21 protein-coding genes and 1 tRNA gene are annotated in these 26,548 nt (G+C 59.1%); 13 read left to right on the top strand and 9 right to left on the bottom strand.

Going from position 1 to position 26,548, the window contains the following annotated elements; genetic code table 11:
- Positions 1 to 7: 7 nt before the first annotated feature.
- Entirely contained in the window at positions 8 to 700 is a 693-nt protein-coding gene (locus tag ACXAD2_RS24225) for a M48 family metallopeptidase (protein ID WP_475176205.1), read from the bottom strand.
- Between the two features lie 106 nt (positions 701 to 806).
- On the opposite strand from ACXAD2_RS24225, the gene ACXAD2_RS24220 reads away from it, so the two are divergent.
- The 3 genes from ACXAD2_RS24220 (at position 807) to ACXAD2_RS24210 (ending at position 2,073) form a co-directional block, all read left to right on the top strand.
- On the top strand, positions 807 to 1,124 hold the full coding sequence (locus tag ACXAD2_RS24220; protein ID WP_066109272.1) for a TIGR02300 family protein: 318 nt from the start codon (positions 807 to 809) through the stop codon (positions 1,122 to 1,124).
- 165 nt (positions 1,125 to 1,289) lie between these two features.
- Positions 1,290 to 1,365: transfer RNA gene (locus ACXAD2_RS24215), tRNA-Ala, on the top strand.
- Between the two features lie 168 nt (positions 1,366 to 1,533).
- A complete protein-coding gene (locus tag ACXAD2_RS24210) occupies positions 1,534 to 2,073 on the top strand; it encodes an AAA family ATPase (RefSeq protein ID WP_475176199.1) in 540 nt (179 codons plus the stop codon).
- Positions 2,074 to 2,408: 335 nt separating this feature from the next.
- Here ACXAD2_RS24210 and ACXAD2_RS24205 read toward each other — a convergent pair whose 3' ends face one another.
- Entirely contained in the window at positions 2,409 to 2,705 is a 297-nt protein-coding gene (locus tag ACXAD2_RS24205) for a hypothetical protein (RefSeq protein WP_475176194.1), read from the bottom strand.
- A 210-nt stretch (positions 2,706 to 2,915) separates the two neighbouring features.
- Here ACXAD2_RS24205 and ACXAD2_RS24200 point away from each other — a divergent pair, with 210 nt between their 5' ends.
- On the top strand, positions 2,916 to 3,593 hold the full coding sequence (locus tag ACXAD2_RS24200) for a hypothetical protein (protein WP_475176192.1): 678 nt from the start codon (positions 2,916 to 2,918) through the stop codon (positions 3,591 to 3,593).
- A gap of 242 nt (positions 3,594 to 3,835) precedes the next feature.
- Here the strand turns inward: ACXAD2_RS24200 and ACXAD2_RS24195 are convergent, their stop codons facing one another.
- From ACXAD2_RS24195 to ACXAD2_RS24185, 3 genes are all read right to left on the bottom strand, one after another.
- Positions 3,836 to 7,456 (bottom strand): DEAD/DEAH box helicase, encoded by a 3,621-nt coding sequence (locus ACXAD2_RS24195; RefSeq protein WP_475176191.1) that lies wholly within the window; start codon positions 7,454 to 7,456, stop codon positions 3,836 to 3,838.
- Positions 7,449 to 8,405, bottom strand: coding sequence for a hypothetical protein (locus ACXAD2_RS24190; RefSeq protein ID WP_475176188.1), 957 nt, complete (start codon positions 8,403 to 8,405; stop codon positions 7,449 to 7,451). Before ACXAD2_RS24190 ends, ACXAD2_RS24195 begins: the two co-directional genes overlap by 8 nt.
- A 362-nt stretch (positions 8,406 to 8,767) precedes the next feature.
- Positions 8,768 to 9,355 carry a tyrosine-type recombinase/integrase gene (locus ACXAD2_RS24185; RefSeq protein WP_475176186.1) on the bottom strand — a complete coding sequence of 196 codons (588 nt, stop codon included), beginning with the start codon at positions 9,353 to 9,355 and terminating at the stop codon, positions 8,768 to 8,770.
- Between the two features lie 934 nt (positions 9,356 to 10,289).
- On the opposite strand from ACXAD2_RS24185, the gene ACXAD2_RS24180 reads away from it, so the two are divergent.
- From ACXAD2_RS24180 to ACXAD2_RS24170, 3 genes are read left to right on the top strand one after another with little or no spacing between them, the layout of a single operon-like run.
- Positions 10,290 to 11,858, top strand: a complete 1,569-nt coding sequence (locus tag ACXAD2_RS24180; RefSeq protein WP_475176181.1) for a recombinase family protein — start codon at positions 10,290 to 10,292, stop codon at positions 11,856 to 11,858.
- Positions 11,858 to 12,757: a plasmid partitioning protein RepB C-terminal domain-containing protein gene (locus ACXAD2_RS24175; protein WP_222475094.1), complete on the top strand. Its 900-nt coding sequence runs from the start codon at positions 11,858 to 11,860 to the stop codon at positions 12,755 to 12,757. The genes ACXAD2_RS24180 and ACXAD2_RS24175 overlap by 1 nt, the downstream gene beginning before the upstream one ends.
- Complete coding sequence (locus tag ACXAD2_RS24170; RefSeq protein WP_475176178.1) at positions 12,750 to 13,697, top strand: plasmid partitioning protein RepB C-terminal domain-containing protein; 948 nt, start codon at positions 12,750 to 12,752, stop codon at positions 13,695 to 13,697. Before ACXAD2_RS24175 ends, ACXAD2_RS24170 begins: the two co-directional genes overlap by 8 nt.
- Before the next feature lie 430 nt (positions 13,698 to 14,127).
- Here ACXAD2_RS24170 and ACXAD2_RS24165 read toward each other — a convergent pair whose 3' ends face one another.
- Both ACXAD2_RS24165 and ACXAD2_RS24160 read right to left on the bottom strand, forming a co-directional pair.
- Positions 14,128 to 14,322 carry a hypothetical protein gene (locus ACXAD2_RS24165; RefSeq protein ID WP_475176176.1) on the bottom strand — a complete coding sequence of 65 codons (195 nt, stop codon included), beginning with the start codon at positions 14,320 to 14,322 and terminating at the stop codon, positions 14,128 to 14,130.
- A 47-nt stretch (positions 14,323 to 14,369) separates the two neighbouring features.
- Positions 14,370 to 15,020 carry a hypothetical protein gene (locus ACXAD2_RS24160; protein WP_475176173.1) on the bottom strand — a complete coding sequence of 217 codons (651 nt, stop codon included), beginning with the start codon at positions 15,018 to 15,020 and terminating at the stop codon, positions 14,370 to 14,372.
- A gap of 203 nt (positions 15,021 to 15,223) precedes the next feature.
- On the opposite strand from ACXAD2_RS24160, the gene ACXAD2_RS24155 reads away from it, so the two are divergent.
- The 5 genes from ACXAD2_RS24155 (at position 15,224) to ACXAD2_RS24135 (ending at position 21,088) form a co-directional block, all read left to right on the top strand.
- Positions 15,224 to 15,478, top strand: coding sequence for a helix-turn-helix domain-containing protein (locus tag ACXAD2_RS24155; RefSeq protein WP_475176171.1), 255 nt, complete (start codon positions 15,224 to 15,226; stop codon positions 15,476 to 15,478).
- A 223-nt stretch (positions 15,479 to 15,701) separates the two neighbouring features.
- Positions 15,702 to 16,202: a TnsA endonuclease N-terminal domain-containing protein gene (locus ACXAD2_RS24150; protein ID WP_475176168.1), complete on the top strand. Its 501-nt coding sequence runs from the start codon at positions 15,702 to 15,704 to the stop codon at positions 16,200 to 16,202.
- Positions 16,199 to 18,343 carry a Mu transposase C-terminal domain-containing protein gene (locus ACXAD2_RS24145; RefSeq protein WP_475176163.1) on the top strand — a complete coding sequence of 715 codons (2,145 nt, stop codon included), beginning with the start codon at positions 16,199 to 16,201 and terminating at the stop codon, positions 18,341 to 18,343. The genes ACXAD2_RS24150 and ACXAD2_RS24145 overlap by 4 nt, the downstream gene beginning before the upstream one ends.
- Positions 18,333 to 19,286: an ATP-binding protein gene (locus tag ACXAD2_RS24140; protein ID WP_475176158.1), complete on the top strand. Its 954-nt coding sequence runs from the start codon at positions 18,333 to 18,335 to the stop codon at positions 19,284 to 19,286. Before ACXAD2_RS24145 ends, ACXAD2_RS24140 begins: the two co-directional genes overlap by 11 nt.
- Positions 19,283 to 21,088 (top strand): TniQ family protein, encoded by a 1,806-nt coding sequence (locus tag ACXAD2_RS24135; protein ID WP_475176153.1) that lies wholly within the window; start codon positions 19,283 to 19,285, stop codon positions 21,086 to 21,088. Before ACXAD2_RS24140 ends, ACXAD2_RS24135 begins: the two co-directional genes overlap by 4 nt.
- 572 nt (positions 21,089 to 21,660) lie before the next feature.
- Here ACXAD2_RS24135 and ACXAD2_RS24130 read toward each other — a convergent pair.
- Positions 21,661 to 23,313: an FMN-binding glutamate synthase family protein gene (locus ACXAD2_RS24130; RefSeq protein WP_475176151.1), complete on the bottom strand. Its 1,653-nt coding sequence runs from the start codon at positions 23,311 to 23,313 to the stop codon at positions 21,661 to 21,663.
- A gap of 362 nt (positions 23,314 to 23,675) precedes the next feature.
- Here ACXAD2_RS24130 and ACXAD2_RS24125 point away from each other — a divergent pair, with 362 nt between their 5' ends.
- Positions 23,676 to 24,764, top strand: coding sequence for a hypothetical protein (locus ACXAD2_RS24125; RefSeq protein ID WP_475176147.1), 1,089 nt, complete (start codon positions 23,676 to 23,678; stop codon positions 24,762 to 24,764).
- An 84-nt stretch (positions 24,765 to 24,848) separates the two neighbouring features.
- Here the strand turns inward: ACXAD2_RS24125 and ACXAD2_RS24120 are convergent, their stop codons facing one another.
- On the bottom strand, positions 24,849 to 26,516 hold the full coding sequence (locus ACXAD2_RS24120; protein WP_475176145.1) for a thiamine pyrophosphate-dependent enzyme: 1,668 nt from the start codon (positions 26,514 to 26,516) through the stop codon (positions 24,849 to 24,851).
- Between the last annotated feature and the right edge of the window lie 32 nt (positions 26,517 to 26,548).

Below are 26,548 nucleotides of genomic sequence, written 5' to 3'. Positions count from 1 at the left end.
GGCGGCGTCAATCGCCGAAACGATAGCGGTGCAGCGAGGCGCCCTCGACCTGCAGCCAGCGCCGCGCCGGGCGCCAGTCGCCGTAAAGCTGCTCGACCACCGCCCAGAAGGCCGGCGAGTGGTTCATCTGCGCCAGATGCGCCACCTCATGCGCGGCGACATAGTCGAGCACTTCGGGCGGCGCCATCACCAGCCGCCACGAGTACATCAGCCCGCCATCGGCGGTACACGATCCCCAGCGCGAGCGCGTGTCGCGCAGCGTCAGCCGGCTGTAAGGCAGCCCCAGCGCGGCAGAGTGGCGATCCGACGCCTCGGCCAGCCGGTTGCGCGCCTCGGCCTTCAGCCAGCCCAAGAGCCGCGCGGCAAAGCGCTCTTCCGGGCCGGGCACCTCGATCACCCCATCGCCGAGGCGCAGGCTGCGCCCCTGCCCCGGCACGATGCGCCGCAGCTCTCCGCCGATCGGAAGCCGCGCGCCTGCAGCGATCCAGACATCCGCGCCGCGCTGCTCGAGATGGCCGCGCAGCCAGCCTTCCTTCTCGCGCAGAAAGCCGATGGCCTCGGCCTCGGGGAGCCGCCGCGGCAAGGTCAGCGTGACCCGCCCATCAAGCTGCGACAGCCGCAGCGACAGGCGCCGGGCCTGCGCCGAACGGCGCAGGGTGACGGCGATCGGCGGGTTGCCGGGAAGGGTGAACTGCCCCATTTTTATTGCCTCTGGACTGCACGGGCCAAAAGTTTTGACACTGCTCTTCTGTTATGGCAGACGCTGCAGATTGTCGACCGTACAAGCCAGCTGAAGGGGACCACCCATGCCCAAAGAAGAATGGGGCACGAAGCGCGTCTGCCCGACCACCGGGAAGCGTTTCTACGACCTGAACAAGGATCCGATCGTCTCGCCCTACACGGGTGAGGTGCTGCAACTCGACACCGGCAAGCGCACCATGCTGTCGGCCGACCAGGCAGATGGCGCACCGCGTCGCGCGCAGACCGAGGAGTCCGAAGAGACAGATCTGCTCGAAGATGACGTCGAGGTCGAACTCGATGACGATGATGTTCTCGATGATGACGACGACGACAATGTCTCGCTGGACGAGATCACCGACGTCGCCGGAGAGGACGAAGAGTAAGCTTCGAACTTTTTTCTGCGGGCGGTGATTTTTTCGCTTGAACCCGCCCGCAGCATCCCATAGATCACGCCGCACAGCGTCGGAGACGACGCGGCGGACACCGCTCCGGACCGAAGCCGAAACGCCCGAAAGGGCCTGACGGACAAGGCGAAGAGCACCGCGATTGGGGCCTTAGCTCAGCTGGGAGAGCGCTTGCATGGCATGCAAGAGGTCAGGGGTTCGATCCCCCTAGGCTCCACCAATCCTCCTTGAAAAGCACCAAATAGTTCTGCCTTTTTGGCCAGAGGATTTGCCTCTGCCGCGCAGACGGGTGCTGTTCTCCCTACGAGAATCCATGCTGCCTTGATCCGCGCCAATGGCGTGTTGATCGCTTCGCAGCGCTTCCCCCTTTCAAATCCGAGGATGCCCCATGAGCGACCGTTTCTTCGTCGTGACGGGCGGCCCCGGTGCGGGCAAGACTAGCCTGATCATCGAGCTTGCCCGTCGCGGCGTCCACACAATCCCCGAATCCGGCCGCGCGATCATTCGCGAGGAATTGCAGCGCGGCGGAGACGCCCTCCCCTGGGCCGATCGCCTTGCCTATGCCGAACGGATGCTGGAACGGGACCTGAGCGCCTACAGCGCCGCACAGGCGCTACCAGGCCCCGTGATCTTCGACCGAGGCACTCCCGACATCATGGGGTATCTAACCCTCTGCGGCCTCCCCATGCCGCCCCACGTCGCTACCGCGGCCAAGGCAGCCCGCTACAACCGTCGCGCCTTCTTGGCGCCGTTCTGGGATGAGGTCTTCACGCAAGACAGCGAACGCAAGCAGACTCGCGCCGAGGCCGAAGCGACCTGCACCGTCATGCGCGAGACCTACACCGCCCTCGGATACAAGATCACGGAGCTGCCGTGTACCGACATCGCATCACGCGCCGATTTTGTCTCTGCGCAACTAGCCCTCTGACCGGATTCTCCATATGGACGGAGAACCTACTGAAGCGGACAAACCGCGCAGCTCCCTCCTGCCTCCTACTATCTGAAGCCGACGACCCTGAGGCGACCTTCGTGCGAGGCGCGGCAGATGACCGGTGTCAGCCCGACGGTGATAGTCACGTGAGTGTCTCCGTGAAGCGGACGCAATAGTGGCGGATGCTGGCGGGGACGTCATAGCCGAGTTCGACAAAGACGGATGGAACGCCGCTGTCGGCGTAGAGTTGACCACGGAAAAACGCCCAGCCATCGGTCTGGTTCAGGGTCTTAGTGCCGTAGCCGACGGTTTTTCCGGTCGCAGAACCCGGATCAGCGGCAAGGGTAATCACAATGTAGGTGGCGTCGATCTCTACGGTGGCGATCGCGGGCCTCGAGCCCGAGCTTCGCAGCGGTCTCGGTGGTGTGGTTGAGATCGACGTGGAGCTTGGCGCGACGGAGGAAGCTCTCCTCGATCGTGGCGGCGGCGTCCTGGTAGATCCAGGGGCCACGGCCATCACGCGCTTTGAACCGGCCCTTGGGGACCAGGTGGATCCACTCGGGCACCGACCCAGCCGCGGGGCTGGGCAGTTCGCGCGCGGAGAGAGGGATGACGACGGTATCGGTCATGAGGCCGGATTGCCGAAGCACGCCGATCCGATACATTCGCACGCGTGGTGCGGGGTAAGACCTGAGGGCCTATGCGGGCAGCCTGCGCCGCCCCGGCAACGCCGTCAATCCCTCTGCGCCCACCTAGACCACCAATGGATTTCTTCAGAGAATCCTGCTTTGTCGTTTCGTGGCAAATCGCTACTTCAATGGAAGAATAGGGGCTCAACCTTGGGAAGATTTTTTATCAGCTTTGTTCTCGCTGCTTTTGCAATCTTAGGCATTTCAATTTTAGGTGCATTCACACTTCACTGTTGGCTTGGTGGCACAGTTGTCGCGTGGGCTCAGGCCGTGGGAGCAATATTCGCGATTAGCGCAGGTTTTGGCGCTGCGGTCTGGCAAACTCGTGCTCAACGCAAATCTCAAAAGCAGGAACATCACGCCTTAGCTCAAGCAACGCATCTTGTGGCGTTCGAAGCGCTCGAACAGACGCGCGAAAGGCTAAATGCAGCGCTGACACCCAGCGACGGAACGAAGCTCCTTTCCTTGCAGGGAGATCGAACCACGGAGATGATCAACGCCATGCGCGAGTTCGATTCGCTGCGCATACCCGGTGTTTTGCTCGCAGACTTTGTCACACTCAGAAGCCAGCTCTACGCGATCAATGAACGCATAAGCGCGGTCTACCGCAGCGAGGAGATTGGAACTCAAGCTGAGCGAGATAAACAGAAGGCCCGCCGCCACGAAAGGCTGAAGAGCTCCGTTCGCATACAAGGAGAAGCAGCGGCAACATTTGCGCAGCTCGTGAAAGCTGGGAAAGACTATGACTTTCCAAAACGAAAGTTGACGCCGCGCCCGCACATCGATCCCTCGCCCAACAAATCGAAGCAGCCTAATCAGAGCACCTAGGAAACAGCTCTTACGCACTGGGATCATCAAGAGTCAGGGCCTCTGCGATAATAGTGGTAATCGCCTTCTCATCACCTGGACCAATGCTCAGAAACGGACTGCTCTGCCCCCTGGAAAACTCTCACCAAGGGCGGTAGAAAGTTTGGGGGTTGACCACAACCCTGCGGCTTCTCCAAGAAACTGGAGGAGAGATTGGCCTCAGGTCACTGGACATTTGCTACACGGCTAGCTGATAGGCACCGCTAGCTGAAACCAGAGAATGTTCGCCGCACAATCGGCTGTTCGCGGTTGGTGCGAAGCTGGAAATCATCGCGATGAATCATACCCTGAAAGGGAGAATTCTCAGCGTCCGATTGAGCGAGCACAAAGCCGCCCGAGTCGAACCAATGGATTACTCCATTAGAAACCACAGGAACGACAGCGTATTGCCCCCGCCGTCCGTCAGTTCCGTTCAGCGTTGCATTCTGCGTTCTTCGTCGAACTCTACGCTCAGCCACCTCGGCTCGTGCCCTCTTCCATTCAAGCAGCAACCGGGGATCTATGCGATCATCTGCATCAACTTCGTCCTGTTGCTCTTCTAACCAAGCGTCAAACTCCGGCCTCAAGAGCTCACCGGCCTCGCGCGTCCCTGCCATTCCCTCGGCCAAGACAAATGCTACCAATGGATCCAAGGTCCCCCACCTGAGAAGCTCTCGTGCCCAGAAGCCAAACCAAGGCAATCCAGTGGTCTCACGCCAAGCTTCCAAGGACGGAATAACGAGCGCTCCATCGACGCCGTCAGACCAAGCACGTGCGACCACTGCGCCAAGCCCTACACCTAGGCGAAACTCCAGATTGTCGCTCACAAAACGTTGCCATGAACGTAAAGCTTTCGGTTCAGGGGCATCGTGACCCGGAGCGCGCATCCACCAGGATAGTACGCTCTCCCAATTTTCGAGCAATGCTTGATCCGTTTCGGTAGCGCGAACCCGAAACCCAAAGCCACGGTCATTTGCCAACAAATCACCCAATTCGCGAAATACGGCAAGGCGGTCGGCGTCTTCAGCAGTGCCGTAGTTAACCGTGTCCCTCAAGCGGGCAACGATATCAGGCACAACGACTTCGAACCGCTGGCCAACGTATGGGGTAAATCCATATTGATAGAGGCGGCTACGCTCTTCCCGTTCAGGGTATAATTCATCGAGAACTGCTTGCCCTCGGCGGACAAATGCTGCCTCCATCCATTCTTCTTGTGCGGCAGCGTATACAGTAAATGTGTTGTTCCAAATCGCCGTGAGGGCTTCTTCTGCGGCAGCGCCCTCAAGCCCAGCATCGTCAACGCGCTGCAACTCTTCAAGTGCGCTCAGTAGCACGCCATCCAGTTCGTCAACGCTATCTGCGAGTCGCGCAAGTTCATCTTCCGATGCACGTCCCGCATTCGGACTAACATCAGGCGGGATAACATCCTCAAGCCAAACAAGAAAATCTTCGCCTTCAACATTCAGAAGCTCGCGCGCCCTTTCGGCGATACCGTCTAGCAGAAGCGCTAGCGGACTATCAATATTGAGCCTTTCCAGCTCCTCCGCTAGCAGCGCCTGCCTAAGCAAGCGCCAGTCTTCTTCCATTACCGCAATTTGTCGGCGCTGAGTGCGAAGAGTCCCCTGCGCAGTAGTTGAGGGACGTACGGGTATCGGAACTAAGGTAATCCCCTCTAGTCCATTGCCTGCTCCTGGGCGGCCAGCCCGTCCAGCCAGGTTGCGGAACTCGGCCGTGGACATCCGGTTTTCAACTTGCCGCTCATCTGCGGCATTGAACGAGCGCCTCATCAAAGAGGGAACGAAAATAATGTCAAAGGGTAAATTCACCCCCTCGGTAAGCGTCGCTGTTGCAACAGTTACCGGGCAAATTCCACGGTCGATAAGATCGACCATCAACCGTCGAATTCGTTGAGGCATTTGCCCATGGTTTGTTGCGATGCCATGGTCAAGCAAGGCAACTTCGTAGGAATCTTCTCCACAATAATCCACACACGCCGCACGGGCATCGTCGAAACGTCGTCTATCTTTGTTGTCCGCCGGAGGTTCGAAATCGGGAGCGTCATTCCAGGCCGCCAAGTTTAGAGCGTCCTTAAACCACCCCATAGTTCGTTCGGGTTGTTGCGCGATTGAAATGAGAATCCGCCGCCCACCCGCAGCGAGATGTAAAGCGTTCCAGAGTACGTCAAGCTGATTGAAGCGATAAATGCTATTTCGCATCTTGGCAGGGAGTTGGGGCATGGGGGGTGTACGAAGGTTTATATACACCGGATCGCCGCGTCTGCGTACAAACAGCGGCTTGCCGTTCAATATTTCAAGGAGCATCCGACCAGCGCCACCGGGGCTGGTCTCAAAGGAACCAATGATCTGGCGCATACTCCGATAGTCTGAACCTACGGGTTCAGCGTCTTCTCGGCCTTCTATCCAACGAGCGACCGGCGGCGCAGCACCACCCGCTACGGCAGTGAGAGCAATTCGAACTATGTCAGGGGCGCGCGATAGAAGCTTCGAAACGAACGATTCGAGACGCAAAGAGCGCGAGGAGTGTTCGGCAAAGTCATCCTGCGTACGTTCGTTGTCTTCCGGGACAACCTGGTGTGCCTCGTCTACGATTAATAGCCGCAAACGCTTCAGTAAAAGCGGCCCAAGATACCGCATGAGGGCATCGGCCTTTTCAACTGTGGCGATGAGTACCGTTGGCTCTTCGGCGTCAAGCCAGTAGTCCGTAACCCCCCAATCGGTGCCGCCATACAGACCGGTAACTATCACATCATTGGAAAGCTCGCTCGATAGCTTTGCTTCTACTTCACTGGCAAGCGCTCGCGAGGGCACGATATAAAGAGCAAGCGGACCGTCTTCTTCAGCTCGAAGCAGTAGCTCTTTCACAAGAGCCAAATTTGCTACGAGGGTTTTGCCTGAGCCGGTTGGTGTGCAAAGAGCAAAGGAATCCTCTTCGATCAAGCGGGCAAGGCCTTGCCTTTGAGAAGTCCAGAGAATTCCACGGCCTCGACTGAACTGTCCGCGAGCAAAGCGGTCCAAACGAGGAGCGCGTTCAGCGTTCAATTCCCCAAGTTGTCGGATTGGTTCGTAAATACTTGCTTCACCAAATACCAGCGCCACCTCGTGGAGTAGCGTCACAAAGAGTGAAATTTCATCCGAGTAGGTTCGGTTCAACAACCTCTCAAGCCCGGCAAGCTTTCGTGTAGCGAGATTAAATCGCTCTATTTCTCCGCGACGAATTGAGTTTGAAAGGAGCCCGAGGACACGCACTAGCTCAACTGCAAAAAACCATCCGACTTTATCGTCTCCTTCCCCCTGAATGAGGTGTCGCTGAGCGGCCCGATCTGTGATCTCAAGATTGTCTCGCCAGAAATCCGACACCGATCGGATCACTCCGTCAAAGTCAGCACGTAAGAACCGCGCATACAGGCGTTCGCCAGGGATTGCGTTCTCCACCTGCGCAAGAAGCGCAGCAGCCATGGCCGGACTACCACCGAGTTGATAGGCGGCAGCGGATAGGAGCTCCAGCGAAATAACAGTCGATAAGTTATCGTGAGCACGTGACAACCATTCGAAAATCTCACCGCTACGTCTGTAGCAAAGTCGTGCCTCTGGAGACCCTCTTCCATCAACAGATTGGAATATCGACGCGGCATTTAGAAGGCGTCTCGCATCGGCATACTGATTACGTGACTCTGCTTCGCCCCACTGAATGGGCGGCACGTTCCATCCGACTTGCAGGCCTCGAACGAAGGCACGGGCTTGTTGAGCCGTCAGCTCATTCTCTGACGCAATCTGCCGCCTTAGCTCGTTCGCAATTTCTAAACGCTCTAGATCACGTTCAGGCATCATCGCCTCCTTCCCAGAGGCTTTCATAGATCGCGTCGATCAAATTTGTACCGCCTTTGAATACCACCTCCATGATCTGTAGGTCATTGCCTGCAGTGTATTCATCGGGAACTGCTTCCCACGGCAACAGACACTCCTGTTCCGGGCGGTTAGCACGTGCACTCCCAGCGAAGACAATTAAATCTGTCTTGGGTATCGCCACGGGATCTCTAGCAACCAGAGCGCGCTCGAGGCAGAGGATTGTTGCGTCAAACCCATCTGCATCATACTCCTGAAGAAGTCGCTGAAGCTGTCTTGCGCCACTGGGGGGGCTGGGCTCACGATTTAGGTCTCGCCACACACCTTTGCCAGAACGCACTTTACCACCAGCACCGTCATTCACCCATTTCCCAAGCATTACCTCATCGACTTTGGCTTGGGTAAGCGTCTCACGCCACTTGGCTTCTCCAGAGATAATCCGAACTACATCGCCGTCGTCATTTACCGAAACACCAATAAAATCCGTACCAAGGCGACCGATTGTCTTTCTCGTTTGTTCTGGGTCTCGTTCCAGCGTGAATAGATAGTTGCAGGCATCGTCATGATACCGAAAAAGAAAAATAGGCACATTCCAAGTATAGCCACCAATGTACTCATAGCTCTCGGTCAAAAGCCCTGCAAGAACCTCACCGAACAAGCCACGTCGCGTCGTCATTTCCAGCGATGCGGGATAGGTGACGATTGGCGCACCGCCGTCGGCATCAGGATGCAAATCAATACCAATAAATGAATGGAAGGCGGTCCGAGCATCAAGGTGTGCGGATTCAAAATATGCTTTCAGCGCAGTTGATAACGTTCCATCATCTATTTCAGTTTGCTCAAGGAGGGTATGCCCAAGGCCACCATTTACAGTTGGATGTTCCTCAAATCTTTTATACAATTCGTCCTTCGGTGGCGGGCAGGTGTGCATTGAAAAAATCTTCCCCGAATATGAACGTCAAACTGACTGAGACGCGTTTGCTGCTCGAACTAGTCAAAAAGCTGGGCGGCCTTCATGATCAAAATTAATACAAACCCAACTAACAAACGCCAACTTACGGGCGAGCAAGTTATTGACGGTTATCCCATTGGCGTATTGCAGTTTTGTTAACCGGCATAGTTACCTCATTGGACTTAGGACTTCTTTTCAACCCAGAGTTAGCGTTTAAGCTGCTTCGGCGCAATGTGTCGCTTGAGTAAAGCCTGCTTTGGTGGCTTCGAAAAACATCTTGCGCTTTCAGCGAAAGCCATCTCTCCGCCCTTCCTCCTTTTCGCAGCCACTGCAGCCTCCGGCTACCACAGATCGTCAAACCGATACGCCGCCGTCCGCGTGTAGTGCGCTGTGTGTCGGGGATCTCGGTGTCCGAGGTAGTCCTGAATGACCCGCAGATCGCGGCCTTTGTTGGCCAAGGCAAAACCGCAGGAATGGCGTAGCATATGCGGGTGAACGCGCTCGAGCCCGGCACGGGCGCCAGCGGACCCGACGATGTAGTTTACGGCTTGCCGCGTGAGGGGCTGCTTGCGCTCGGAGACGAAGAGCCAGGGCAGAGCATCCTCCCTGCGCGCGAGCCAGCGCTTGATAGCCCGCAGTTCTCCACCAGCGACTGGCTGCTCGACGCTGAGCCCGTTCTTCAGCCGTGTGATCCAGATCCGCGACTGCTCTAGATCCACATCTCGCCGTTTAAGCGCGACCGCTTCGGAGACGCGCAGGCCGTGCCGGAACATCATCAGGATCAAGAGGTGATCGCGAACCCCGTGGCGGCTCTTCTTGGCTGCAGCGAGGAGCCGGCCAAGATCCGGCTGACCAAGGTAGTCCCGCCTCCGAATGTGAGCATCGGTCGCGCGGTCATCGTCACTCTTGACACTTCGCCGGGTGGGCATGGTTCTATTGCCTCTCAGAAGTCTCCGCCTGGCAAGGCCGGACCTTGAGCAACTCTTAACAAAACACACGAAGTGTAAAGAGTCACGCTGCAGTCGCCTTAGTCCGAATTTGCGCGTCGCAACAAAGCGCGTCTCATGACGGCGTGATCTCCCCGGAAGGCAAATCTGCAGCCGTCATCTACTTCGTCGCACGCACCTTTTGTAACGGCCCTTTCGCCGTGACCCGACATACTGGATGAGGCGTTGCGCTTTCAGGCCCGCGATATCTCGGCGCGCGCTTTTCAGACTTACTTGCCAGGCTGAAACAATCTCATTTGCGCTACAGCGATCACCCGCCTCAACTCGAGCGAGGAACCAACGCTGGCGCTCGTTAAGTTCCGCTGGTTCAGGGTCATCTATAGTGTCACGATCAGGGTCATCCATAGGGTCATTGTGCCATTGGCGCCTTCTCGGGACGGCGGTCGTATTCTCACCCGCGACATATGCCGCCCGTGCCGCCGAAAGAGAATTCCGATCCACGTGGTCAGCCGAGCTGTTCGCAGCTGGCTTCTCGATCAGGCCGAGCAAGAAGACGCGAATGATTGGCGATGAAACCGCTAAGCGTAGGAAAAACACCGTATCCGGGCCATGTTGTCCAGAAAGCCAGTGCTTGACCGCACGCTCGCTCGCATGCGTCTGGCGCATCAGTTGCTTGACCGCGCGGTGGCTGTCCCCATGCTCCTTTCTCAACAGTTCGGCAATGGTCTGAGTATAGGCACCGCGCCCACTGAGGACGCCCTCCCATACCGGCAATCTCCTGCCCTTTTTCGGCAACATATTCCGCTTCCTCCGCTGTTAGATTCACGACAGTGCGGAGCTACGGCACAGACCTGTCAGGCGCTGCAGCGGTAGGTCGCCCGGACCACCGCTGCCAGAACGGTGAAGGGGCAAGATTTTGAAGAGCCAGGAACCTCGCGATGAATGCTCATGGAAGCCGGATCATCCTGTTCGGGCAGCCGAATACGTCCGCATGTCAACTGATCATCAGAAATATTCGACGGAAAACCAATCTGACGCGATCCGGCAATATGCTCAGGCGCGTAGCATAGAAGTGGTGCGCACTTACGCAGATGCCGGAAAAAGCGGCCTGAAGCTCGAGGGACGCGATGCACTCCGACAACTGATCGAGGATGTGCAGAACGGCAGCGCTGATTTCACGGTCGTTCTGGTCTATGATGTCAGCCGCTGGGGCCGGTTTCAGGACGCAGACGAAAGCGCATATTACGAGTATATCTGCCGACGTGCCGGAATTTCCGTTCAGTACTGTGCCGAGCAGTTCGAGAATGATGGCAGCCCTGTCTCAACCATCGTCAAGGGCGTCAAGCGGGCGATGGCTGGTGAGTACAGCCGCGAGCTATCCACCAAAGTCTTCGCCGGGCAAGGTCGGCTGATCGAAAAAGGATATCGCCAAGGGGGGCCAGCCGGTTTCGGCTTGCGACGAACCCTAATCGACGAGCATGGAGCCATCAAAGGCGTTTTGAGGCGCGGCGAGCACAAGAGTATCCAAACTGACCGCGTGATCCTAGCCTTGGGCCCTTCCGAAGAAGTCGATCTTGTCCGTGAAATCTATAGAGGCTTTGTTATTGACGGGCGCAAAGAAAGCGAGATTGCGGCTGATCTAAACGCACGAGGTCTTGCTACAGACCTTGAACGGCCATGGACCAGGGGTACGATTCACCAGATCCTGATCAACGAGAAATACGCCGGTGACAACGTCTGGAACCGCCGTTCCTACAAGCTGAAAAAGAAGCGAGTTAGCAACGCGCCTGATATGTGGATTCGGGCCGAAGGCGCGTTCGAGGCAGCTATCGACCGCGAGCTTTTCGAGGCTGCGCGGGCGATCATCAATGCTCGCTCCTTTCGTCTGAGCGACGAGGATATGCTTCAGGCATTGCAGGCGCTATATCAGAGGCATGGCGCCCTCTCCGGTATCGTTATCGACGAATCCGAAGGAATGCCATCGAGTGCGGCCTATCGTTCGCGTTTCGGCAGCCTGCTCCGGGCCTACAGTCTCGTGGGGTTCACGCCGGAACGGGACTATCGCTATGTCGAGATCAACCGCGAGCTACGCAAGCTTCACCCAGGCATCGTCCGCGAGGTGATCGATGGTCTGCAGGCAGCAGGTAGCGACGTTAGGCAGGATCTCGAAACGGATCGCGTGATCGTCAATGGCGAGTTCAGCCTTTCAATCGTCATCTCGCGCTGCATTCAGTCACCGACCGGACTTATGCGTTGGGAACTCCGCTTTGATACATCGCTCTCGCCCGACATCACCATCGTCGTTCGTATGGACAGCAACAATCATGCCCCGTTCGACTACTACCTGTTCCCGCATATTGACAGGCTCTCCGACAAGCTAAGGCTGAGAGAAGATAACGACTTGAGCCTCGACGCCTATCGCTTCGATGACCTGAATTTTCTCTACGACATCTCGACACCTGTTCCCCTTCCGGAGGCTGCCTGATGCCCGGCACCCATCCAAGTCATGTGGAAATGATCCCGATTTCACGCATCACCGTGCTCAATCCTCGTGCGCGGAACAAACGGCAGCACCGGGAGATCGTAAACAATATCGAGGCCATCGGGCTGAAACGCCCCATCACCGTCAGCCGCCGGGATGGGCCAAGTGGCACCCGGTATGATCTGGTTTGCGGCGAGGGCCGGCTGGAAGCGTTCCAGATGCTTGGTCAGGTCGAGATCCCCGCAGTGGTGATCGATGCGAACGAAACTGAATGCCTGGTGATGAGTCTCGTAGAAAATATTGCCCGTCGAACGCCCAGGCCCATCGACATCATGCGGGAGATCGGGGCGTTGCGTGCGCGAGGCTACAGTGACGGTGCCATCGGCGAGAAGATCGGCGTCGGCGCCTCATGGGTGAATATGATAGCGTCGCTGCTTGAGCGTGGTGAAGAACGTCTGGTCGCCGCTGTCGAGACCGGGCTGATCCCGATCACGCTCGCGATGGAAATATCCAAAGCAGAAACGCAGGAGGCACAGAATCTACTTCTCGATGCCTATGAGACCGGCAAGCTCAGGGGCAAGAAGCTGGCGGCCGTCCGGCGGATGCTCGACATGCGAATGCGCACCCAGGGCAAAGGTTTGCCGGCAGGGCGCCTAGGACGCAAAGGGCATAGCCGCCGGATGACGGCAAATGACCTCATGCAGGTCTATCAGCGTGAGGCGGAAAAGCAGCGGCTCTTGGTCAAGAAGTCGGATTTTACTCAGGTGCGGCTCCTGTTCATCGTCGAGGCACTCAAGGATCTTCTGACAGATGAGAGCTTCCTTAATCTGCTCAGGGCAGAAGGTCTCGCGACGATGCCTCGCGCCTTGTCCACGCGAATCTCAGGGGAAAATGATGGCTGATCAGCTCAAAGATCATGGCGACGACGAAGGGCTTGTCCGTCTCGCCTTTGACCGAAGTTTCATCACGCTCCCACTCACGGTGATCATACCGCTCAAGACCTTGCCTGATGGAGCTCGCGAAAGCCGGGCATTTTCGCAAGTTTTGAGTTCTATCAAGGCGGTCGGACTAATTGAGGCGCCTGCTGTGGTGGCCGATACTGCGAACAGCGGGATGTATTTTCTGATCGATGGCCATCTTCGTCTGGAAGCCCTCAAGGAGTTGGGCATCGTGGAGGTCGAATGCCTGCTTGCCACGGACGACGATACCTACACCTACAACAAGCGCGTTAACCGGATACCCCCGATCCAAGAACATCGGATGATCGCCCGCGCCATGGAGCGCGGGGTCTCATCAACCGCGATCGCCGATGCCCTCAATCTTCACGTCGAGTCCGTTCTGAGGCGCTTCCGACTACTCGAAGGTATCAGCCCAGAGGCCGCCGAAATGCTCAAGGACACACCCTGCTCAATGAAGGTTTTCGATACGCTGCGGCAGATGACCCCTGTTCGGCAAATAGAGGCCGCCGATCTGATGATCGGGCAAAATAACTTTTCAGTCATGTTCGCTCGAGCGATCCGCGCCGCAACACCCGAAAGTCAACTTGTGGCAGCCAAAAAGGGAAGAGGTGCAGCGGTCCCCACCCCCTCCGGCCAGCAGATCGCACGCATGGAACGGGAATTAGCCGCGTTACAGACCCAGGTCAAATCGGTCGAAGATACGTATGGCATCGATAATCTACACCTGACGGTCGCGCGCGGCTATATCACCAAGCTTCTCGCCAACGCCCGCGTCGCGCGCTGGTTGTTGAACCACCGACAAGAATATTTGGCTGAGTTTCAGAAAATCGCCGAAATCGACACGCTGGGTCTCGTCACTGACACGCCGAGTGCCGAAGCATGATGACATAGGCTCGGCCCCGATAAGCGTGGCAACTTGCGGAACGTCGGAGGATAAGCGTTTGGGTCATGGAGGTGGACGCCCAATGAACATGTTCGTCTAAACAGGACACGCGAGCGGCTATATCGGCCCATGGTCAACTTGCCCCCTCTTCTGGTCCTACGTCTTGCCATGGACCAAGATACCGCGGCGAGTGGATTTTGCCCGCGCTTGTTATTGAAATAGGCGCGCACGGCGACGAACCTCTACAACACCGCCCGCCAACCGATCCGAATGAACTCTCGGCACATCAGCAGGTGTGCGTCAGCCAAAAACAGCCAGACGAAAAGGGAATGGTTTTCATCCGCCCATTGCTACGCTCGCATCAGTTTCTCGCCGGAGAGCTGCTGTACTCCGTCCGTCGAACGATCCTCATTCGGGCAGCTTGAAGTCATTAGGCGCCACTTCCGCGCTCGCCTTCTCGGAGCCTGTCCTGTAACGCCAACAGTATGACCTCCTCTATGTCACGAACGCGCATCCCATGATCGTAAGCAAGCCGCTCCACCATGTTTGCGATTTCCGGGTTCTTCGGACCGTACATCGGCCAATCGTGCAACTCATGCTGATCCGGATGCGTCGGCTTGACCATGCTGTCCTCGTTGATGGTAGGTTCCTTCAGCTCTTGGTACGAAGCGGTTACTTCTCCCACATTCCCCGCTTCCGCAGGATGTTCCGCGCTTTTTCCCATGAAACACCTGCCACCAGGGCGCATCGGTTTGCGGATCGTGTCTTTAAATACGTCTCGACGATCAGCGCTTCATCGCACTGACGGTTGGCGTTTCGCGGTTGGACTTTGCGGCCAGTACTCTTGATCCATCTCGAAATCGTATCGCATCCTGGACCATGCCGCTTGTGCAGCTCACGCAGAGAACTGCCCGAGTCCCACTGTTTCGCAATATCTTCTTTTATGTCGATCCCTGCGGCGGCCAAAGCTTTGACTGCCGCACGGCGGTCTCGTGCCAAAGCCTGCGCCACTTGGTCCAGTGACGGCATTTCCTCATATATCCGCTTGACCTCAGCCAACTCCGGCAACCGAGGCTTTTCTCCGCCCCGCAGCACCTTGCGAACAGGGTCCTGCGGCTCTGCCCCAACATCGCTGACATCTACCGCCTGGGCTTGTGTCCCCGCCGCTTCTGACTGTGTGGCTTTTTGGCACGCGAGTTTTCTACGGGATACGCGCAGCCGAAGGCGTGGGCCTTCCAGTTCAGCAATAACACTCTTGGCAGCTTCGAGTTGTTCCCGAGCCTCCCGAAGTCGTCGTTCTTCTTCACTTCGTTGCGTTGTCACTGGAGTCGCTCCTTCAGTGACAACCTTGGCGCGGTAAACCGGCAGTGCAAAGTCATCAGGTCTGAAGCTTGCCGGTATTCTCGGTTTGATCGGCAAAGCAGCCCGACAAAATCTGAGAAAACGCCTCCGCAGCCGAAGAAAACTTGCACGACGAATCAATCTCCGAATCACTGTTGGAGTGGGTAAGAACGGAGTCTAAGGACTTGCATCAGGCCATGAAGGTAGATTTGCACAATCACGAGCAGCTGAAGTGCAGGCTTCGGCAAGCCGGGTCGAGCATGGCGGAAATCGCCCGCACGCTCGGCATCAAGCAGAGCAGCGTGACGGTAGTTAGCCAAGGCTATCGTCGTTCGCACCGTGTGCAGTCCGCCATCGCAACTCAGCTTGGTACAACTCCCCAGAAGCTCTTCCCCGACCGTTACCCAGCAGAGGAGGACAGCGCGGCAAACAAAACCTGACATCGGGAAATAAAAAGACCCTCCTGCGCTAACAGGAAGGCCTTTTGAATAAGTGTCGTTGGTCGCGACCCCTTATTCATCCCCTGAGTCTCACGAAAAGTCAACCTGCCGGGGCGTCTCTCGGCAGGGCAGTCAAACTCATCTCAAACATAGGGGGATGTCGCCCCGCGCCTGCTCCGATCCACATGGGTCGGCGCCCAGGTGAGGTGCGCTCCAAAACATCATGTACAACACCTTGTTCTACCGCGGGCCGGAGCCGAGCCACGCGACCCGAGTGCCTGCGCGCCGTTCTAAAGGGAGCCTGCGCGGCTCGATGGTCGCACAGCTGCCCGGCTTCGAGCGCCCGCGCATCATCCACTTCGAGAGTGCGCTCGAATACGCCTTCCTCTGCCTGATGTTGGTACGCGACGACGTGCACCACATCCGCGAGCAACCCCCGGCGATATCCTATGTCGGCACTGACGGCCGCCCCGCGCGACATGTCTTCGATTTCTTGGTCACGAAAACGGACGGGGAGCGCATCGCCGTGGCCATCAAACCCATGCCGCGTGTACTGAAGCTGAACTTTGCATCCGAGCTCGAAGCTGTCTCTGCGGCAGTAACCAAGTCATTTGCGGATCGCGTGCTGCTCGTTACGGACCAACACATTGACCGACAGGCTGCCGCTGAAGCGGCGCGGACGCTCGCTTGGTCGCGCCCCTCTCTAGTGGAGGCCGCAGCATGATTCCTCACTTCCGCTTGTCGACCTCTGACATGATTATCACTGCGGGTGTCGCGATCTACCCGATTGAGACCAACGAGCACGGCGGTATCTATGGGCGTGTAGGCCAGCCAGGGGTCACAGAGGCTTTTTCTCACCAAGAACTTGCTGAGATGATGCGTCGCCCAGATACCAAATATTTTCCAGGATATTTTGACCGGGCTACGCAAGAGGCGCGTCGCAACAAGCCGGTAGAGGTCATCAGCGAACTGTCGGAAAAGACCGCACGGCTGGTGATCTGGCGGAAGGCCGTCTGTGACGCCTTCCTAGCTCTCGAAGCTGCGGGCCTCATCAAACGCACGCAGCGGGCATATGAGCAGGCCAAAGCGCAGCTCGCATCAGTGACGGCCAGGCTCGTTGGCGAAGGCGCAGCGGCCTTTGCCAAGATACGACCGGGCAAGGAAATAAAAGTTCGTAAGCTGCCGGGAAGCCGAACGGTCTTGCAGTGGGTCCGCTCCTATCAGGCTGCAGGCTACTCTGCACTTTCTCTCATTCCGGCCACTCACCTATCCGGCAATCGGAGCCGGCGCTGGTGTCCGAAGGGGGAAGCCCTGATGAACCAGGTCATCGAGATTTACGCCGACACGCAGCAACCAACCAAGGTCCAGTCTATTCAGGAGACTCGGGCACTGTTCGCCGAAGAGAACGCGCGCAGAGCCAGCGCGGGGGCAACGCCGCTCACGATCCCCTCTGCCTCCAGCGTTAAACGCCGATTGGACTCGGCAGACCCATTCTACGTCTGCGCAAAACGATTTGGCGTGTCTGCAGCCGCCAGGAAATTCGCAATGAGCAGCAACGGTCCCGATGTCGTGCGGCCCATGGAGCGGGTCGAGATGGATGAAAACAAGCTCGACGTCATATCGTTACTGACGCTGACAGGCATCTGGGAGCACCTGCCGCCGGATCGGCAGAAGAAATTCGAGACAGGGCGGCGCTGGATGTATCTTGCGATCGACTGCGCCACGAAATGTGTCGTGTCGATGCGACTGGCCGACAATCCGAACTCAGATGATGCAATCCGTGCGCTGCGGCAGATTTTCGAGGACAAGACCCCGCTGGCCCAGGCGGCCGAATGCGAGAGCACATGGCATCATCATGGCGGGATCGGGACCCTCGTGACCGACATGGGGCCTGCCTTCGTCTCGGATGCCTTCCAGACGACGGTAGCTTCGCTCGGGGTCACGTCGCATTTGCCGCCAGCTGGAATTCCCTGGATGCGGGGGCACATCAAGTCCTTCTTCCGCACACTCGGACATCAGCTCATGCCGCTCTTGGCAGGTCGAACCTTTTTCGACACCATCGATCGCGGCGACTATCCTTCAGAAATGCTCGCCTGTCTGTGTGACGACGACCTGATCAAGGTCCTGCTGACCTATATTGTTGATATCTACCACAACCAACCGCATGGCTCTCTGAACGGGGAAACTCCGAATGCAGCCTGGAAGCGGCTGGTGGCTGAACACGGGACGCCTCCGGTTCCGGATGGCCTGACCCTTCGAAAAGCATTTGGGCGAGCTAAATCCCGGAAATTTAATAAAGAGGGCGTCCTGTTCTCGGGCCTAAGCTATAGCTGCGAGGCGTTGCGAGAAGCGCATCTACACTCTCCAGTACGGGAGGTGGAAATCAGGGTCGATCTGCAAGACATCGGATGGATAGCCGTCAAGGTCGGTGCATCCTGGTATCCTGCGCTCGCCAATCAGCCTGGCTTTGAGGGCGTGAGCTTCGAAGAGCTGCGAGAAGGCATGCGTGCCGTTCGCCACGCGCACGCTAGTAACGCGCAGTTAGACGCGCCCAAGGTCCAGCGGGCAATCGCGCGGATCTCCGAAGCGAACCGCCGCGCATTCGCTCTGCGCGCCCTGACCCCTTTCCATGTGACCGACGTGGAAGTCGCCCGCGCGGATGCGGCACTGCACTATCCGCTCCGCTCTGATGAGCAGCGGTTGGGATACATGCCGCCGAGCAAAGACCTGCTCAATGACGCAATCTCCATTACCCCGCTAACGGACACATCACGGAAGCCGGACAGCGACGATAACAGGCCGGTCTCCGAGCGCCGAACGAGACGCAAGAACCGCAGACGCTGGGGGTTCAACGATGGGAAATGATCTGATCACCCAAGCGGCACAACGGGTCGCTGAACTGAAGGCGTATTTCGTCGATCACGAGCGCTTCGTTCCTCTGGCAGAAGGGTTCTCCATCCTCGCTGAGAAAAGGCTCGTAGACATCCAGACCGACCGTATCAGCGAGGCGCAAGGGCTTGCCCTGTCCGGGCACTCCGGGGCCGGAAAAAGCGCGGCAATCACCCATCTTCTTGCCCAAGAAAGGCAGCGGCTGGCCGATCAGGGATACGGAGATTCAACCATCATCAGCTTGCGGGTGCCATCACCTGCAACGCTGAAATTCGTAGGGCAGATGCTCCTTCGGGCGCTCGGTTACCCTATCGGTGCCGATCGCCATGCCTGGTACATCTGGGACCTGGTCCAACATCACCTGAAGGAGCGGCGCGTTTTGTTCGTGCATCTCGACGAGGCGCAGGACCTGGCGTCGCGGGGCACCAAGCACGAGCTGGATTCAGTGACATCCATGCTGAAGACTCTGATGACGGACCCGGAATGGCCAGTTGGGATCATTCTGTCGGGCACAAACGAGCTGGAAGACATCCTCAACCACGACCACCAGCTCGCTCGACGCATGAGGACCGTTCGTTTCGAGAGCCTATCCCCCGCCGCATATGGTGATGATATTCTCGACTTGCTCGAGAACTACTGCGAACTGGCGCAGCTCGAACCAGAGGATGACGTTCTGGAGTTATCCCACGGCGAACGCGTGGTCCATGCTGCGGCAAACCAGTTCGGCATTGCCATCGTCCTGATCCTCGACGCCATCGAGGATGCCTATCTGCATGGCCAGAAGACTCTGAACCGGCACAATTTCATCAGGGCCTACCATCGGCGGACCTCCTGCGATGCCGAGTTCAACCCGTTTGTCGTGCCGGACTTCATGCGCATCGACGCCCGGCAGGTGTTTTCTCGGGAGAACCGCACATGATGTTGTCACCCCTCAAGCCGCTTCCCCTCACCGTCACCCCGGTACCCGGTGAAAGCGCGACGTCGCTTGCGTCCCGCATTGCGCGGAAGAACGGGACTGCCAGCCTTCAGTCTTTCTGCGCCGACATGAGCATTTCCTATCGCGCCCTGAAGGTCGGCGACCCGGTGGAGATCGAGCGGGTTGCCGCACTCGTCGGGTGTGATCCCACCACACTCCGCACCTGGACGCCCCACGCCCCGTCGAAGACTAATTATCAGCTAGGGGCAGAGGCGCCGAGGTTCACGGCCTACAGCCGAAGCACGATCCGAGGATGCCCGAAATGTGCCGCTGAAGCTCTTTCAGAGCAGGGTGCCCATGGCCCGTTTCATCTCGGGGCATGGCAACTCACTTCAATTCGAACCTGCGCCCGGCATTCTTGCATGTTGATCGAGGTCCCGCCTCCCTCGCATCACAAGCACAGCTATGATTTCGCGCGGATAGTCGACAACATGGACATAGCCAACATTCAGATTGTTGCCGAAGATGCGCGATCTCTGGAGCGCTACCTCCTTGGCCGATTGGATGGCACGTCTGCGGGCCGTTGGCTCGACACGCTGGAGTTCCATGTCGCGGCACAGCTTTGCGAAAATTTCGGCCTTTTGCTGACACAAGGCCCCAAAGCCAGCCGAGCGGAAACGACCGAACGACAATGGCTTGAGGCCGGTGCAGCCGGATACAACGTCCTATGCAACGGGCCTGATCAGATGGTCGCAGTGCTTGAAGAGCTTCGCTTGAAGGCAGGCCCTGGCTGTCACACCTACGGTGCGATTGCAGGTTCTTTCCTGACCTGGCTGTCCCAGCGTGAGGATGATGCCGCCTTCGATGACATCCGTCAGATGGTCTTCGACTACATCCTGCGGACCTATCCCGTGCTCGTCGGTAGCACAGTCCTGCGGATACGTTGCGACAGGCAACAGGTGTACTCCCTTCGAAGAGGCGCGAAGGCCTACAGCATCGACGAACGGATGCTGCGCCATAAGCTCTTGGAGCGTGGCGACATCTCGAAATCGGGCAAATCCGATGCCATCACCTATCATCGCTACCCGTCACGGGAGACGCTGCAAAAGCTCGCCAATGAAACCAACAGCATGCTACGCGGGTTCGACGCGGCAGACTATCTCGGGCTTGACATCCACCTGCTGCGCACGTTCGTCGTGGAAGGGCTCATCAAGAAAGCAGGAGAGATGGCCCGAAACGCGCCGTATTTCCGAAGGGAGGATCTCGACGCTTTTATCGGTCGCCTATACCGCCAAACACGCCCTGATTTGGAACCGGCCAATGATGAGGCTTCCCTCATTGCGGCCACGCCCGCGTGCCAATGCTCGACCCTCGAACTCCTGAACCTGATTTTCGAACATGACATTCCGCTACGCTGTGCTACGGGCGCAGACCCAAGGTTCAACGATTTCCTGATATCTGTCGAGCGGGCGAAAACGGCCATAGGCCAGCGCTCAGCTGGTGCGATCAGCATGTCGGAAGCTGCCGGTAAGCTAAGGGTCGATACCGCAACAATCCGCAATCTGGTGAACGCAGGCTACTTGAGTGCTGCTCCGAAGGCCAAAAGGTCCTCCGAACGCTGGCGGGTGGTCGATGAGGCCTCCGTCGCAGCGTTCGGCGAACACTTCATCTCGGCTGCCGATCTTGCTCACGAGCTGCGATGCGATACCGCCAATCTCTGCCGCGAGCTTTACAAAAACGGCGTCGAACCACTCATCTTCAACGGCGAGAACCGGATCATCTTTCGCCGTCGCGATGTGAGCTAGATATAAGGTCAGGAACGCCGCTGGATCTTACTGCCTGATGGGGCCGCAGCCCGTGCATTCCATCCCCAAGACCTTCTGACACGACAAGCCTTGAGAAAGCCGACCACTGTGTCGGCTTTTCTCATATCTTCCGAGAGGCAACCCTATCTGACGAAAAAGGCAGCTTCAGTTCAGCATCGAGATTTCGGGGTACTGAATTCAAAAGGAAATTTTGACGCTCAAAGGCAAAACTATGTGCCCCTTCCCACTCCTTTGGAAAGCACCAGATAGTTCTGCCTTTCTTGTCAGAGGATTTGCCTCTGCCACGCAGACCGGTGCTGTTTTCCCTACGAAAATCCATGCTGCCTCGATCGCCGCTCCTGGCGTGTCGATCGCTTCGCAGCGCTTTTCCCCTGTCAAACCCGAGGATGGCCCATGAGCGACCATTTCTTCGTCGTGACGGGCGGCTCTCGGGCGGCTCTAGCGGACATGCGCATTGATACCGCAGCCATCCCACGATGGCATCGAGGCGATACGCTGAGCTCGCCTCGATGCGCTGCGGGCGCGGAGCGTCGGCGTCGGCTGCGCCGCCCTCAGGCGACGCGCGCCGCGGGCACGTCGAAGGGGCCCTCGGGAATCTTGTCAGTCTTGAAACTGTCCGCCGAGGCGCGCGACCAGCGTTCGTGCCACTCCTCCAGTTCGGGAATGATCTCGCCCGAGATCAGGAAGCCGTTCGGCACGTAGGGATAGGCCACATTGCCGTCGGTGAAGGTGTTGTCCTTCTCGCGGAACATGAAGTGATACGGGCGGAAGTCGATCGGGTGGGTGAGCCCCGCCGCACCGGCAAGCTCGCCCAAGGCCCGCATGGTGTTGGCGTGGTAGCGCGCGACGCGGTCGGATTTGTCGCCCACGTCGAGCGCCCGCGAGCGCTTGGGGTCCTGCGTCGCGATGCCCACCGGGCATTTGTTGGTGTGACACGCCTGGGCCTGAATGCAACCGATGGAGAACATGTAGCCGCGCGCCGAGTTACACCAATCCGCGCCGAGCGCGAGCGCGCGGGCAATGTGGAACGCCGAGGTGATCTTGCCCGCCGCGCCGACTTTGACCTGTTCCCGCAGCCCCGCGCCGCGCAGCGTCGCGTTGACGAAGCTCAGCCCCTCGAGCATCGGCATGCCGACCCGGTTGGCAAACTCCAGCGGGGCCGCGCCGGTGCCGCCCTCGCTGCCGTCCACCACGATGAAATCGGGTACGATCCCCGTCTCGAGCATGGCCTTCACCATGCACATGAACTCACGCCGGTGCCCGATGCAGAGCTTGAAGCCCACCGGCTTGCCCTCCGAAAGCGTGCGCAACTGGCCGATGAATTCCATCATGCCCTTCGGCGTCGAAAAGCTCGGGTGCGCCGCCGGAGAGATGCAGTCGCGGTCCATGGGGATGCCGCGCGCCTCGGAAATCTCCGGGGTGATCTTGGCCGCCGGAAGCATGCCGCCATGGCCGGGCTTGGCGCCCTGACTGAGCTTTAGCTCGATCATCTTCACCTGCGGGTCGGCCGCCTGAGCGCGAAACTTCTCGGGCGAGAAACTGCCATCATCATTGCGGCAGCCGAAATAGCCCGAGGCCACCTGGAAAATCAGGTCGCCTCCACCTTCTCGGTGGTATCTCGACACCGAGCCCTCGCCGGTGTCATGCGCAAACCCGCCCTTCTTGGCGCCGGTGTTCAGCGCAAGGATCGCATTGGCCGAGAGCGAGCCAAAGCTCATGGCCGAGATGTTGAACAGCGACGCGGCATAGGGCTGGCGGCAGTCCGGACCGCCGATCTCGACGCGGAAGTCGCTGTCGGTGATATGCACCGGGGCCGCCGAATGGGTGATCCAGGCATAGCCCGAGCTATAGACGTTCTCTGTGGTGCCGAAGGGGCGCTTGTCCTCCACGCCCTTGGCGCGCTGGTAGACCAGCGCACGGGACTCGCGCGAAAACGGCTCCTCGTCGCGATCGCTCTCCAGCATGTACTGGCGGATCTCCGGGCGGATCGATTCCAGCAAGAACCGCATATGGCCAATGACCGGGTAGTTGCGCAGCACCGAGTGGCGTTTCTGCGTCAGGTCGCGCGCGCCAAGCGCGGTCAGCGCACCGGTGGCGAGGGCGACCGGCAGCCAAGCCGGACTGAGCGCGATCGCGGCGGTGGTGCTGGCAAGGGTGGCAATGCCCGTCAGGGCAAGAGGGGTGTAGCGTGCGGGAAAGGCCATGCGGGTCTCTGCGTGAGGGCGATGTATCAGGGCGATGTGTCGCGGCATCTATCAGGGCGGCTTGCGTCGTCCAACCATGTGCACTGACGCGCGGCTTCTCAACCCGGCGCGGGTAGAAAACCTTGGGCTGCCGCGAAAATTAGCAAAGCTTGTCGATCGGCAGTCAACGGACCCTGGCGAACTGTCCAGTTTCGCCGGCCTGCAGCAAAGCCGGCACCAGCGCCGCTTGCCAATCGGCGCGGCCTTTCCTAACTTGCTCTCACGTGGCCATTTTTAGCCGCCACAACACATGCAAAGTTTATTGATTTATTGCTTCAGGAACCCTCCGTCCCGGCGGCGGCATTGTATCAACCGGAGTTTTCATGCGTCTGCGACTTTTTACCGATCCTGAATACGCCTCCCCCGTGAACCAAATGCACTGCGCGATGCTCATCCCCTTCCTCGGCAACGAGGAATCGACGTTCTGGTCAGAGGGCACCAATGTGTTCGACGCCTACAAGGCAAACGGGCCGGGCTATTTCGAACTTGCCGACACGATGGACGACGCACAATTTGCCGTGCTGCCCAGCACATGGCACCGCTACCTCGCCGACGGCACCACCGAAGTTGCCCTGCAATTTGCCCAAAAAGCCGCCGATGCGGGCAAGCAGGTCATCGTCTTTCACGAGCGCGACTTCGACTACAAGTTTCCCGCGCCCAACGCGCTTTTGTTCACGCCGACGGTTGAAGGAGAGCGCCGCTCGAATGAGTTTGGCCTTCCGGCTTGGGTCCCCGATCACATGAGCGGCCCCGCCCCTCTGCGCGAGAAGCAGCAGAGCCCGTCGATCGGCTTTTGTGGCCAAGTCACGCGGCCCCGCGTGAAAACACGGGCGATCCAGTTCGCGCGCACCTCGCTGCCGCGACTGTCCGAGCGCCGGATGAGCGGTTATTCGGCCCCGCTGCGCAAGAGTTACCGCTACAAGTTTCTGCGCGCCAAAGCCGTGCAGACGCTGCTCGACACGCCGGGGATCGACACGCAGTTCCTATTGCGCGGCGACTTCTTCGCCGGTGCCAACAAGAAAGCCAGCGCAGACGCGAAGACCGAGGCGCGACAGAGTGCGCTGGAGGTCTTCCTCGGCAACCTGCGCGATTGCGATTACAGCCTGTGCGTTCGGGGCGTGGGCAATTACTCCCTGCGCTTTTACGAGATCATGGCAGCCGGGCGGCCGCCGCTCTTCTTAGATACCGGCTGCGTGCTGCCCTATGACGGGTTGATCGACTGGCACAAAGAGTTGGTCTGGGTCCCCGAGGATCAGCACGACCGCGCGGGCGAGATCCTTCTGGCCCATCACCGCGGCCTCAGCGACGAGGCTTTCGTCGATCAGCAAAAGCGGGTGCGCGAGGTCTGGGAGGAATGGCTGTCGCCTGACGGGTTCTTCCGCAACTTCTACCGCCACTTTCAGCCCAACTGAGCCCCGACTGAGGACTACGTGAATGCGCATGGAGCCCCTGCAGCGCGAGGCTCCATGCGGTTCTGCAGGCCCGTGCGCCGGATCTCAGGCCTTGGCGGCCAGCCCTCCGGCACGGATGTCGCTGAGCGTACGGTAGGGGGTCAGCGCCTCGGCGGCGATCTCCAGTTCCAGAACGGCCCCATGCGGCGCGGCGCGGGCGCGCTCGAAGGCGGCGGCGAAATCTTCGGTGTTGCTCACCCGCTCGCCATGCAGGCCGTAGGCCTGCCCGAGCGCCGCGAAATCGGGATTGACGATCGAGGTGCCGCTGACCCGCTCGGGGAATTCGCGCTCCTGATGGGCGCGGATCGTTCCATAGGTGCCATTGTTGAGCACCAGCACGATCACTGCTGCCCCGGCCTGACGGGCCGCCGAAAGCTCTTGGCCGGTCATCTGGAAATCGCCGTCCCCGGCAAAGCAGATCACCGTGGATTCGGGCCGCGCCAGTTTTGCCGCTACCGCGGCGGGCACACCGTAACCCATGGCCCCCGACTGCGGCGACAGCATCCGCATCCCGGGACGGAACCTGAAGAAGCGGGTCGGCCAAACGGTGAAATTGCCCGCGCCATTGGTCAGCACCAGATCGGTCCCCAAGACCTCGCGCATGTGGCGGCAAACGGCGACCATATCGACCGGTCCGGGCTGCGCCGGTGCCTTGTCGATGAAGGCGAGATAGGCCGCGCGCGCCTCGGAGCGCCAAGCGGTCCATTTGCCCGAAACATGCGCGGGCAGCGCCTGCACGAAACGTCCGGGATCGGCGTGAATACCCAGAACCGGCTGATAAACCTTGCCAATCTCGCGGTCCGAGCCGTGCACATGGATAATCTTCTGCCGCGGCTCGGGCACCTCGAGCAGCGTGTAGCCATCGGTCATATTCTCGCCGAAGCGCGTGCCCAGTGCGAGGATCACATCGGCGTCGCGCAGCAGCGCCTTGACCCCGGCGGTCATGCCCACGCCCGCATCGCCGCAGAAGCAGGGCGAGGCGCTGTCGACCTGATCCTGATAGCGGAAAGAGGTGATGATCGGGATGTCGGAGGCCTCGGCAAAGCCCTGCAGCGCGGCGCGCGAGGGACCATCCCAATGCGCCCCCCCAAGCACGATGAGTGGCCGCTGCGCCTGCTGCAGCAGCGACATGGTTTCGGCCATCGCGTCCGCCGAGGGCTCGGCGGGAAAGACCTTGGCCGGGCCGCTCAGCGCGGGCGTGTCGGTCTGCGCCATGAGCACATCCTCGGGCAGCGCCACGACCACCGGCCCGGGGCGCCCGGTGGTCGCCGTGATCCATGCGCGGGAGAGAATTTCGGGAATACGTTCAACCTGTTCGATCTCGGTCGCCCATTTCGCCATCGGGCCAAAGACCGCGCGATAGTCCAGTTCCTGAAACGCCTCGCGCTCCTTCATGTCGGTCGCCACCTGCCCCACCAGCAGGATCATCGGCACGCTGTCCTGCATCGCCGTATGCACGCCGATCGAAGCGTTGGTCGCGCCGGGACCACGGGTGACCATGCAGATGCCCGGGCTGCCGGTGAGCTTGCCATGCGCCGCCGCCATGAAGGCCGCGCCCCCCTCCTGTCGGCAGAGCACGAAATCGAGCTTGCCGCCGGTGTCATGCATCGCGTCGAGCACCGCCAGATAGCTCTCCCCCGGCACCCCGAAGGCGCGTGTCGCCCCTAGTGCCATCAGGCATTCCACCACCAGTTCTCCACCGTTCCGCGTCATCATCCCGCTCCCTGCCAGGCTGTGTTTGGAGA

It is taken from the genome of Salipiger sp. ABN3_019 (assembly GCF_056158605.1).
The sequence above is the reverse complement of the archived record's forward strand: the minus strand, read 5'-3'. Positions and strand labels throughout refer to the sequence as shown.

Excerpts from the sequence above, each read along its gene's own strand:
- ACXAD2_RS24225 (WP_475176205.1), bottom strand. The coding sequence starts at position 700 with ATGGGGCAGTTCACCCTTCCCGGCAACCCGCCGATCGCCGTCACCCTG.
- ACXAD2_RS24220 (WP_066109272.1), top strand. The coding sequence starts at position 807 with ATGCCCAAAGAAGAATGGGGCACGAAGCGCGTCTGCCCGACCACCGGG.
- ACXAD2_RS24210 (WP_475176199.1), top strand. The coding sequence starts at position 1,534 with ATGAGCGACCGTTTCTTCGTCGTGACGGGCGGCCCCGGTGCGGGCAAG.
- ACXAD2_RS24205 (WP_475176194.1), bottom strand. The coding sequence starts at position 2,705 with ATGACCGATACCGTCGTCATCCCTCTCTCCGCGCGCGAACTGCCCAGC.
- ACXAD2_RS24195 (WP_475176191.1), bottom strand. The coding sequence starts at position 7,456 with ATGCCTGAACGTGATCTAGAGCGTTTAGAAATTGCGAACGAGCTAAGG.
- ACXAD2_RS24190 (WP_475176188.1), bottom strand. The coding sequence starts at position 8,405 with ATGCACACCTGCCCGCCACCGAAGGACGAATTGTATAAAAGATTTGAG.
- ACXAD2_RS24185 (WP_475176186.1), bottom strand. The coding sequence starts at position 9,355 with ATGCCCACCCGGCGAAGTGTCAAGAGTGACGATGACCGCGCGACCGAT.
- ACXAD2_RS24175 (WP_222475094.1), top strand. The coding sequence starts at position 11,858 with ATGCCCGGCACCCATCCAAGTCATGTGGAAATGATCCCGATTTCACGC.
- ACXAD2_RS24170 (WP_475176178.1), top strand. The coding sequence starts at position 12,750 with ATGGCTGATCAGCTCAAAGATCATGGCGACGACGAAGGGCTTGTCCGT.
- ACXAD2_RS24165 (WP_475176176.1), bottom strand. The coding sequence starts at position 14,322 with ATGGTCAAGCCGACGCATCCGGATCAGCATGAGTTGCACGATTGGCCG.
- ACXAD2_RS24150 (WP_475176168.1), top strand. The coding sequence starts at position 15,702 with ATGTACAACACCTTGTTCTACCGCGGGCCGGAGCCGAGCCACGCGACC.
- ACXAD2_RS24145 (WP_475176163.1), top strand. The coding sequence starts at position 16,199 with ATGATTCCTCACTTCCGCTTGTCGACCTCTGACATGATTATCACTGCG.
- ACXAD2_RS24140 (WP_475176158.1), top strand. The coding sequence starts at position 18,333 with ATGGGAAATGATCTGATCACCCAAGCGGCACAACGGGTCGCTGAACTG.
- ACXAD2_RS24135 (WP_475176153.1), top strand. The coding sequence starts at position 19,283 with ATGATGTTGTCACCCCTCAAGCCGCTTCCCCTCACCGTCACCCCGGTA.
- ACXAD2_RS24130 (WP_475176151.1), bottom strand. The coding sequence starts at position 23,313 with ATGGCCTTTCCCGCACGCTACACCCCTCTTGCCCTGACGGGCATTGCC.
- ACXAD2_RS24125 (WP_475176147.1), top strand. The coding sequence starts at position 23,676 with ATGCGTCTGCGACTTTTTACCGATCCTGAATACGCCTCCCCCGTGAAC.
- ACXAD2_RS24120 (WP_475176145.1), bottom strand. The coding sequence starts at position 26,516 with ATGACGCGGAACGGTGGAGAACTGGTGGTGGAATGCCTGATGGCACTA.